The organism is uncultured Bacteroides sp. (genome assembly GCF_902491285.1).
In the GTDB taxonomy this organism is placed as follows: Bacteria; Bacteroidota; Bacteroidia; order Bacteroidales; family Bacteroidaceae; genus Bacteroides.
The window spans coordinates 1-9,862 of the sequence record NZ_CABUHK010000126.1; the positions used below are offsets into that span (position 1 = coordinate 1).

6 protein-coding genes and 1 pseudogene are annotated in these 9,862 nt (G+C 42.6%); 2 read left to right on the top strand and 5 right to left on the bottom strand.

The features are described 5' to 3' along the window. Positions 1 to 164 precede the first annotated feature (164 nt). From RDN93_RS20690 to RDN93_RS20710, 5 genes are all read right to left on the bottom strand, one after another. Complete coding sequence (locus RDN93_RS20690) at positions 165 to 1,241, bottom strand: AhpC/TSA family protein (RefSeq protein ID WP_308747238.1); 1,077 nt, start codon at positions 1,239 to 1,241, stop codon at positions 165 to 167. 42 nt (positions 1,242 to 1,283) lie between these two features. Then, positions 1,284 to 2,846 (bottom strand): RagB/SusD family nutrient uptake outer membrane protein, encoded by a 1,563-nt coding sequence (locus RDN93_RS20695; RefSeq protein ID WP_308747239.1) that lies wholly within the window; start codon positions 2,844 to 2,846, stop codon positions 1,284 to 1,286. An 11-nt stretch (positions 2,847 to 2,857) separates the two neighbouring features. Continuing rightward, positions 2,858 to 6,307 carry a SusC/RagA family TonB-linked outer membrane protein gene (locus tag RDN93_RS20700; protein ID WP_308747240.1) on the bottom strand — a complete coding sequence of 1,150 codons (3,450 nt, stop codon included), beginning with the start codon at positions 6,305 to 6,307 and terminating at the stop codon, positions 2,858 to 2,860. A gap of 156 nt (positions 6,308 to 6,463) precedes the next feature. Continuing rightward, on the bottom strand, positions 6,464 to 7,555 hold the full coding sequence (locus RDN93_RS20705) for a FecR domain-containing protein (protein ID WP_308747241.1): 1,092 nt from the start codon (positions 7,553 to 7,555) through the stop codon (positions 6,464 to 6,466). A 92-nt stretch (positions 7,556 to 7,647) separates the two neighbouring features. Then, entirely contained in the window at positions 7,648 to 8,223 is a 576-nt protein-coding gene (locus tag RDN93_RS20710) for a sigma-70 family RNA polymerase sigma factor (protein WP_308747242.1), read from the bottom strand. 773 nt (positions 8,224 to 8,996) lie between these two features. Between RDN93_RS20710 and RDN93_RS20715 the strand changes: the two genes are divergently transcribed. Both RDN93_RS20715 and RDN93_RS20720 read left to right on the top strand, forming a co-directional pair. After that, the gene (locus RDN93_RS20715; RefSeq protein WP_308747243.1) at positions 8,997 to 9,500 is read left to right on the top strand and encodes a hypothetical protein; all 504 of its coding nucleotides are present in this window, start codon (positions 8,997 to 8,999) and stop codon (positions 9,498 to 9,500) included. A 287-nt stretch (positions 9,501 to 9,787) separates the two neighbouring features. Next, positions 9,788 to 9,862: pseudogene (locus RDN93_RS20720) on the top strand (RNA polymerase subunit sigma-70); the annotation flags it as partial.

The window sequence follows — 9,862 nt, forward strand, 5'->3', positions numbered from 1 at the left end:
GGAGTAGTGGATATGAGCTTCTTCCTTTTTAGGCTAGCAAAGGTATATGCATGAACGGAATTAACAAAACTTAATCCCCCAAGAATTACAACTGAGCCGAAAAAGCCCCGGAGAAGAACTTCCGGGACCCTTTCATGTAGTAACGAACAAATGCTCTTTTTATTTTATTTCAAGATTTCGTTCAACTTCTTTTCAACTTGCTCGCCTCTGAGGTTTTTTCCTATAATCATTCCGTTAGGGTCTACCAACAGGGTAGTAGGGATGGCTCTTATGCCGTAAACCGTAGCGCCTTCACTCTTCCATCCCTTTAAATCGGATATTTGCGGCCATGTGATACCCAAGCTTTTAATTCCCTTCAACCATGCTTCTTTCTTGTCGTCCAGAGAGACACCGATGATTTCAAATCCTTTGGATGCAAATTTCTCATAAGCAGCTTTTAGATGTGGAATTTCCCCACGGCAAGGACCACACCATGATGCCCAAAAATCTATCAATACATATTTCCCTTTTCCAATATAGTCGGATAATGCAACCTCTTTATCATTTATATCTTTCGATTTGAAATCCGTAAATTTCTGTCCTACTTCAGCCCGTTTCATAGCAATCTGATGCTTGATGACAGCCTGGGTAAATCCGTTTTCCTTCATAACCGGGGAGGCAACGGCAAGAATTTTTGCAACTTCTTCGCTTGACAGGCTGCTTTCAAACCGACGGAGTAACTGTGCCCCGGCGATATTATTCAGGTTTTGGTTGATACATTCTTTTATTACCGCCGTTTGTCTCTTGCTTACGTCTTCCCATTTCTTTTCCAATTCAAGCATTTTTGCTTTATCCTCTTCTTTCAATTCAGAAGCCTGTTGTCTCAATGCCTTATATTCGCTGTTGAACGCATTAATCCTCTCATTGCAAGCTTCGAGAATATCATTTGTAGGCGTTCCTGTCGCTTTTCCCGGACTATCAAGTGAGACGTTGATAGTTCCGTCCTCAAGAACCAAAGTTGTCCTGGCTCTGCCCGCTGATACGGTGGCAAAACAGACTTTAGGCTGCGTTCCTTTGAATGTAAAAGCATTATTGCTGATAATTACGCTATCCATTGCGTTGGTCTGGCTGTTCTCTGCGTCATTGAGATAGACTGTCTGGCCATCCATGCCGGTAGCAGTACCTTTTATGGTATAGTTTACTTGCGCAGATGCAGCGAGTGACATGCATAATGCACATGCCGTGATACTAATTCTGTTCATAATTCGAATATTAAAGTTTTATTGTATGTTCAAGCTATCCGTTTATTTCTTTCCGAGCGGGTCATATGGACGGTTATCTACTTCCAATCCCCATTGCGGATTCTTTTCAATGATAGAATTCGATTTCGGCAGCGTGTAATATTCACTATTGACCGGAGCCGAATAGCTCTTGCTTCCTATCATATGCGTGATTGTTGTCTGACACCAGGGTTTTCCTGTATCATACACAAAACGTTTGATGTCAAAGGTACGCTGATAAGATGAAATAGGCAATTCTCGGCGGCGTTCTTTTAGTATTTCATAAAGTAATTCATCTTCATTTAATGAACTGCCGTTCGGCAAGTCGGTGTTATCGCCGGAATAGCGATACTTGCGCAGCAAGTTCAGGTCTTTCAACGCATTTGTCTTGTCGGAAGTGCGGGCTTCTGCTTCCGCCTTCATTAATAGAAGCTGAGGATATGTGATTCCCTGATTGGCCAGCATTTTGGAGTTGCGGCAATACGTCCTTTTTATACCGTCCTCATATTTAATGCCGCCTACTGTCGTTGAATATCCTAATATTCTCAAGGCAAATAGTTGGTACCGTCTGTCGGTATTTGGATCGAACAGGGCAAGGAAGTCATCCGACGGGTAATAAGTAGATTGGCCGTTTGTGGTGGCGCAACCGGCAGGCGCTGTCCTGTAAAACAGGTTTTCCCGGTGAATGCTTTGGTTGAACAGCAAGTCCTGTCCGCGTAAGTCGAGTGACAGCTCTTTATCCGTTCCTTCTGCCGGATCGGCATTGGGGTCGTCGTCATAGTAACATTGGTTGAAGTCATAAATCATATTATCAACACTTCCTTTCAGCGCGACAGAACGGCTCCACGCTTCCGACGCTTCTTTCAGCATATTGGTCCAGTCCCTCATATACATGAAATATTCTGCCCGCAAAGCATGCACAGCCGCTTTATTGGCTCTGCAGGGATTCACTACATTTTCGGGAGCATCCAGCGCATCGTCCAAATCTTTCTTCACAAACTGCATCAACTCTGCTGTTGTAGCTAGGTCGGGATTAGGCACAGTAGGGTCGCCCGAAGTGCGGTAAGGAATTGTTTTTGTGCTGTTGTCCCCATTAGGGTTATACATCGGGCCATAGCCCAATCCGCCGACCATGTAAGACCAGGCGCGCCCGGCTTTGGCTTGTGCGATTACGGCTTTGCCGTTTTCCGTTTCGGCAGCTCCGTCCAGGCCTTCAATGCCTTCGATGACGTTGTTAAACAATCCGGCTGCCCGGTATATTCCCCATTCCCATGTGTATTGCGGCTTGATAGGGCTTTCGTAAGGTACGTTAAACGTATAGGCCGCATATACATCTTTATTGACATAAGAGCTTATGTATTTATATTTATCCAAGTTCTCGCTTATGGATAAATTATCTGCCAGCATAGAGTAAAAAGAGGTATTGTTATTATCCATGAAGTGGTACTTGATGGTACTTTCATTGTTTAAAAGATTTTCAAATTCCTCTATCTCTGTCGGTATTAATTTTCCAATGGGCTTCACATCCAGGAAATCACTGCAAGACGAACAAGCGATTGAGAGTAAAAATAAGTATTTTAGTTTCATGATTTATTCAATTAAAATGAGAATGACAAACCGATATAAAACTCAGGACGTAAAGGCAATGAAGTGTATCCTTGGTCGTAAGTGGGACCGGAATATCCAGTTTCATTGACTTCTGCGATTTCAGGGTCTATGTCGACTCCTTTGGCTGTAATCCTGAATAAATTGCGCATCTGAAAATAGACTCTTGCATTATTCAGATGAATCTTGTTGATGAGCGAGCGGTCAAAAGTATAAGCCAGCGTGATATCCCGCAATTTCATATAACTGGCGTTCCCAACTAATATATCCAAGTATGGGAAATCGAATAAATCCATATTCCAGCTTTTCAGTACCGGATAAATCGCCGTCTTTTCGTCTCCCGGCTTTTGCCATCTTTCGCCTACATGACGGTTGGAATAATTGGAGCCGCTAAAGGCATCCTTGCGGTATTTATGACCTAATTTGGCGATTAGCATAAATGATAAATCCCAGTTCTTATAACTAAAACTCTGAGTCATGGACATATCGAATTTGGGACGTAAGCTTCCCTGGCAATAAACATCTTCTATCTCGGCATCACCAATCAAGATTTTGTCTCCTTTTGAGTTATAAATCATAGTAGCACCTTCCTCATTCAAACCTGCGAATTTATATCCCCAGATAGAATTGGCGGGGTATCCGGCAACTGTGACAGAACCTGTGCTCGGTGTGTAACTGCTTGCGTAACTACGGGTTACGTTATATTCTTTCACTTTGTTGTGATTGTATGCGAAATTGTAATTGATATTCCATTTGAAATTACGCGTCACAATAGCGTCGGCATCTACCGTTATTTCTATACCGTTATTGACAATCCTGCCTACATTCTTTGTCAGAGAAGCAAAGCCCGTAGTGGGGTCTATCGCGTCTTTCGCCAGCAGGTCGGAACTGTTTTTGGTGTAATAATCAAAACTAAAGTTCAGGCGGCTGTCCAAGAAAGAGAGGTCCAGACCGATGTTAGTAGTCTTTGTCTTTTCCCATCTTAGCTGGTTGTTGGGCGGAGAAGCCACTTTGTAGGATACGCCGCCGGTCGTCTGATTGTAATCTCCCGCTTCCAGAATCAGGAACGGGCCTTCATCCAAAGCGATGTTACCGTTTATACCGTAAGACGCACGTATATTCAGCCTGTTAATCCACGGTACATCGAAAAATTCTTCATTGGCAAGCTTATATGTTCCACCTACAGACCAAAGCGGTTTATGGCGATATTTAGGGTCTGTGCCGAAGAAGTTGGTTAAATCCATACGTACACTGCCGCTTACGATAAACTTGTTGTTGTACTCATAAGAGCCGTTACCATACCAGGACACGAAACGGTTGTCGCGATAGGTGTACTCCCCGTTTGTGAATGTATCATATAACGGGGGACTCCATGGAGAGCCGAACAACATATCCGCATAGTTTACATTGCCGACAAAATCTTTTAAATTCATCGGGATAAACGAGCCGGCTACTTCATTATATCCCGCACGGGTTGCCATAGTGTTGTAATCATACGTAGAACGGCGCACTTCGTTACCGGCAAGGATTGTGACGCGGTGTTTGTCGTTCAGGAATGAACGGTTGTAATTGATTTGGGTACGTATTGTCCAATCCTCGCTTACATTTCTTTTTTCGTTGATGACAGCACCGTCGGGCAAATAATGGTTTACGGTATTTGTCTTGGATGTCGCGTCGTTATAGGCGATGCGTACAGCGTAAGAATCCGCCTGACGCAGTTGTTTGTATTGGTAATTGCCCCTTTGCCACACTCCGCCGACTTCGATATTCAGTCCTTTCATAATATCCAGGCGCAGTTTGCCGCTGATTCTTGTGCTGAAGTTCGTAGTGCTTATTGCGTCCTTATAAACATCCTCAATCGGATTATACGTCCAGTCTTTCATGCCGGGCGTATTCTGGTAAGTTTTTACTTTATATTGGCTGAGTCCCCATACATTACACGGCTTTCCGTTTTCATCTACAATGGCGGTATAAGGCTGCAAATCGGAGCCGCTGCTATATCCGGTCAGGGCCGAATAGGTCGTATTCGGTTCGTTGGTACGGTTGTATAAGATATTTGCCCCCAAATCTATGGTTAAGAACTTATAAGGTTTCCATTGGTTGTTGAAATCCAGAATCAGCCTGTCCTCATTCGTATTGATGAAGCTGCCTCTTTTGTAATTATAATTGGCTGCTACGTTGTACATATAGTTCTCTTCGCCACCGGAAATGGAAACATTGTGCTGATGGCTCAACTGGTTGCGGAACATATACTTCTCAATCTGTTTCAAGCCATTTACCTGGCGGAGCTGGTTTATTTCCGCCATCGCTTCATCCTGTGTTATTTTATTGTTGTGTGCCTGCATCAACAGATAACTCACTCTGCTCATATTACCCTCATCCAGAGGGTCGTAACTGTCCGGTGACTGATTGAACAAGTCAATCTCGGCATCAATATAATCCGATGAAGATGCCCTGTTCAATTTGCTTAAATCAGGCTTCAGCGTCACGTTGAACGAACCTTTGTAAGAGACTACCGCCTTTCCTTTCTGACCGCGCTTCGTTGTGATGACGATAACCCCGTTGGCTGCCCGCGAACCGTAGATAGAGGCGGCTACACCATCCTTGAGCACTGTGATATTCTGGATGTTATCAGGGTTCAAGTCTTCCAGTTTACCTTCGATAGGATAGCCGTCGACTACAAGCAGCGGGGTTTTCTCGGCATTGAAAGTAGAAACGCCCCGGATTTCAATGTTTCCTTTCTTGTCTATCACGATACCGGCAGCCTGTCCTTCCAGTAAAGATTTCAAGTCGGGTTGCAGTTTGGTTTCTAGTTTGCTTGAAGAAATAAGCCCGAATGCCCCTGTCACCCTTTCCTTGGATAAGGTTTGATAACCGGTCACTATCACTTCGCTCAATGCAGAAGTGGCAGGCAATAATTTCACACTTATAGCTTTGGTGGCGGGAGTAACCTTTACCATTTGGTCTGCCATGCCTACAAAAGTAAAAGTCAGTACTTCGCCCGGTGCGGCTTTGATTGAAAAGTGCCCGTTGGCATCCGTGATGGTGCCGTTGTTGCTTTTGGGGACAAAGACGCTTACGCCTACCAGCCCGTCCCCGTTTTCGTCTACGACAGTCCCCGAAATATTTACAGGAGTGTATTTCTTGTCACTGCCTGTCACTTCTTTTTCCGGATAAAGAAGAATCAGATTCCTTTTAATCTCGTAACGCAACGAAGTCTGTTTGCAGAAATCCTGAAGAACTTTGGGCAAAGAGGTGTTTTGATAACTCAATGTCACTGTCTGTCCCGGATGAATGGTCGTTTCTTCGTACACAAAATGCAAATTCGTCTCTCTTTGCAATTGATCCAGCACTACCCTGACCAGAGTGTTTTGAACATTTATGCTAATCTTCTTGTCGGCTTGGGCGAACGCTTGTGTGCTAACTGTTAAAGAGAAGAACATAAAAGTTATAAAACATCTAATCATTAAATTCTTACGAAGAAAAATTTCGTTTAAAACTTTTTTTCCCATAACTTTGTTTTGATTAAATGATGTAAAATTTCCTGTTTTACAGGATTTTGATTGTTTATTTATAGCGGGAAGGCTCCACCCTTTCCGCTATTCTGTTATATATATTTGATTGTTTTCTCTGATAAATTTCACATTCGACACTTTCTCGATTACTTCGATGGCGAAACTTAGTTCGTTGTTGCGGAATATAACTCCGGCAAAGCGTTTGTGTTTCAGCTTTTCATCATTGAAGCGGATATCCACGTTGTACCAGCGTGAAAGTTGTGCGGCGATGTCTCCGAGCTCTGTTTTACGGAACTCATACATTCCTTGCGACCACGATGTGAAGAGGCTTGCATCTACATTTTCTACCTCGATATCCCCCGTCCCGTGCATTGCCGCTTGTTGGTTCGGGAGTAGAGTGACCGAAGTTTCTTGGTTATATATCTTTACTTTACCTTCTGCCAGCGTCGTATAGATTTTATTTTCCGGATATGCTGAGACATTAAACTTCGTGCCCAGTACCTCTATCTTGTTGTCGGAAATACTGACTATGAAAGGACGTTTATTGTCTTTGGCAACTTCAAAATAGGCTTCACCTGTCAAAATAACCTCACGTTTGTCCGCAAAACTGACCGGATAACGCAGGCTACTTTCAGAATTTAACCACACCTTTGTCCTGTCTGCCAAAACCAGCAGGTACTCGCCGCCACGGGGAACGGTTAGCGTATTATATTTGAGAGCCTTGGGCGTCTCCTTTTTCGTGTCTTGGTAAACAAGCGCCTCATTGGGCTTGCTGACGGCAATTGTGCCTTCCGTGCTCTCTATATTTCCTTCTTTTGTGCCTAAATCTATTTCTTTTCCATCATCAAGGATTAGAGTGGCCTTTCTGCTGCCCATCTCCGGAAAAGAATCGGTTGTGGCGGAAAGGGCTGTTTCTTTATGCGGGAAATTATGAGATAAAGAAGTGTAAGCCAGTGTGAAAATAAGCAGGAAAGATGCTGCGACAGCAACCGATGTGTAGGTCACACGGCGTATTTGCCTCCGGCTTTTCTTTCTCTGAAGGCGTTTCCATGCCTGTGCGGCATCATACTGCTCGATGAAATCAAGGCAACGTCTGATTCTATGATGTTCAAACCATGTCTTTGCCGCTTTCTTATGTTCGCTCAGGTCATCGAACTGCTCATGAGGTTTTTTCATATCTTTGCTCATTTTATCAATCCTTTTTGATAAGGAGTATAAAAGTTGCAAAATGGGTGACATAAGACGGAAAAAATATTAAATTAATTATTTTATAGCCATAAAAGTATTAGGTTATTATCCTTGCGCAGGCGCTTCAAAGCGCGTGAGAGATGCGTTTTCAAGGTATTTACGGATATATTCAGCTCTTCGGCCGCTTCCTTGTATTTTTTATTTTCGAGAATGACGGCTTGCACGGCGGAGAGTTCTTGTTTGGGCAGCTTTTCCAGTTCTTCCATAATTTTCTTTTCCCTTTCTCTCAGTTCTTCCTCATCGGTGATGGATTCGGTAATATCTATTTCCGTATCGAAAAGTTCTTCCATCGAGACGAGGTTGCTCTTCCTTAACGATAGGTAAGAGTTGTTTCGTATGGAATAAAACAGGTAGCTACGCAACTTGACAGCAATATTCAGGTACGTTTTTTTCTCCCAAAAGGAGATGAAAAAGTCTTGTACGATATCTTCCGCCATGACAAAAGAGTCTGTCAACTGCACGGCATAAAGGCAAAGAGGCATGTAATAGGTATCAAACATTAATTTGAACGCACTTTGGGGATTGGTGCGATACAGTTTCAATATGAGCTTGTCTTTTTCGTCGTAATATTTTTGTTTCTCTTGAAATCTGTTCATTACCTACTGCTTTTAGTTTTGCAAAGAAACGAAAAAAAAGCTTTCTAGGAACATTTTGATAATTATTAATTGTAGATATTGACGTATCCTTATGGTCGAATAGTTTCAAGTCTATTTGAAACTATTCGTTTCATTACTTGAAACACTTCGTTTCTCGGTGTGAAACACTTTGTTTCAAAGCATGAAACCGTTCGTCTCCCTATAGCAAACCGAACGCCACCCTATAGGTTACGGTTACTTTGCCTACACCTGGGTTATCCGGCTTGTATTTGATACAAAACTTCTTATATTTATTCCCGTATTTCCAACATAGTTCAAAAAAAACATCTATCTTTGTCACGCACTTTCAGCCCATCGGCGTGATGAAACTGGCGGAAAGTGTTTTTTATTTCCTTTATGGAGTAAATAACGTATTGTCTCTCTTATCAGAAAATAGCAAACTTTTATGTACTGAGAGGTGATACAACAGATACTCCACGTGGACGGCTGTATATCAACATATCCGTAAGAGATGTGTTATATATAAACGATTGGCGTGGATGTCTGTTGTTCTCATTATCTGGTACAAGGGTGTTGCTAGCCTCTGATAAGGATAATGGTGCAACAGCATCTGCGCCTTTCTTGTGCCCGGACGGCTTGTTTCGCGCCCTTGTATATACCCTAATTAGTCCCCACCCACCGGATTATAGAAAGTGCAGATGCTCGTTGTACTAATATATTAAGAAAAGAGCTTTCACTCTTTTTAATTGTATAACACATAAAAAACGAACACTATGTCGGAATGGATTAATATAAAAGAAGCGGCTAAGAGACACAACCTTGATGAAGAGTATATCCAACTTTGGGCGGACATGAAAGTGGTAACTGCTTATCTTAAGGAATATAATACAGTTGTAGTAAACGATGAATGTCTTCGTGCATTTTTGAAAGTTAAAGAGCAAGGGAATACTTTGGCATATGTTGGGATGCTGGAGCAATTTTGTATAAGCAAATCTGAGGCTTGTGTAACGTATGCCTATCTCTTAAGTGCACGCGACAAGGAAATAGAAATGTATAGAGACGCAAAAACGCAGCGGGATGCATTGCGTAGGATGTGGCTGGAACAGAACGACCAAATGCGGGATTTGGCGGCAGAACTTGTATTGGAGCAAACTTGTTGTCATAAATGTTGGTTGAAGAAGGTGTGTATGACAATCAGGAAAATAACAGCTCGTAGCCATGTCAGAATGAGGTTTCCGGTAAGATTGAAGAGAAATAACAAGAAATCAGAGCGATAAAAAGGCGGTGATAGGTGATAGATAAGGTGATAGGTTGCCGACAACCTATCACCATACCTGAAAGTGCCATGAATAAACTGTTTCAAGATGCCCGGTGATAGGTGAAAGAGGAAAGTGAAAAAACTCTATGTGTGTGAGAGAGCTTTTTTTATTTTCTATTTTGTAAGCCGGCAAGGTCTGCGTTTCTGAAAAAAACAATATATTTGCATTCGTAAATATCGCAAAAGTAAGTAGTTACGGTGATTTTTATGAATTCTGTTTTCTTTTTTCGCAGGTAATGTGACAGTATGAACGATAAAATTGACACCATAGTAGCGGGAGTAAACCGGAAGGATGAAAAGATGTGGGGCGATTTCTACGAT

What these genes read in the sequence shown, in the direction of transcription:
- RDN93_RS20690 (WP_308747238.1), bottom strand. Translation starts at nt 1,241, where the DNA reads ATGAACAGAATTAGTATCACGGCATGTGCATTATGCATGTCACTCGCT.
- RDN93_RS20695 (WP_308747239.1), bottom strand. Translation starts at nt 2,846, where the DNA reads ATGAAACTAAAATACTTATTTTTACTCTCAATCGCTTGTTCGTCTTGC.
- RDN93_RS20700 (WP_308747240.1), bottom strand. Translation starts at nt 6,307, where the DNA reads ATGTTCTTCTCTTTAACAGTTAGCACACAAGCGTTCGCCCAAGCCGAC.
- RDN93_RS20705 (WP_308747241.1), bottom strand. Translation starts at nt 7,555, where the DNA reads ATGAAAAAACCTCATGAGCAGTTCGATGACCTGAGCGAACATAAGAAA.
- RDN93_RS20710 (WP_308747242.1), bottom strand. Translation starts at nt 8,223, where the DNA reads ATGAACAGATTTCAAGAGAAACAAAAATATTACGACGAAAAAGACAAG.
- RDN93_RS20715 (WP_308747243.1), top strand. Translation starts at nt 8,997, where the DNA reads ATGTCGGAATGGATTAATATAAAAGAAGCGGCTAAGAGACACAACCTT.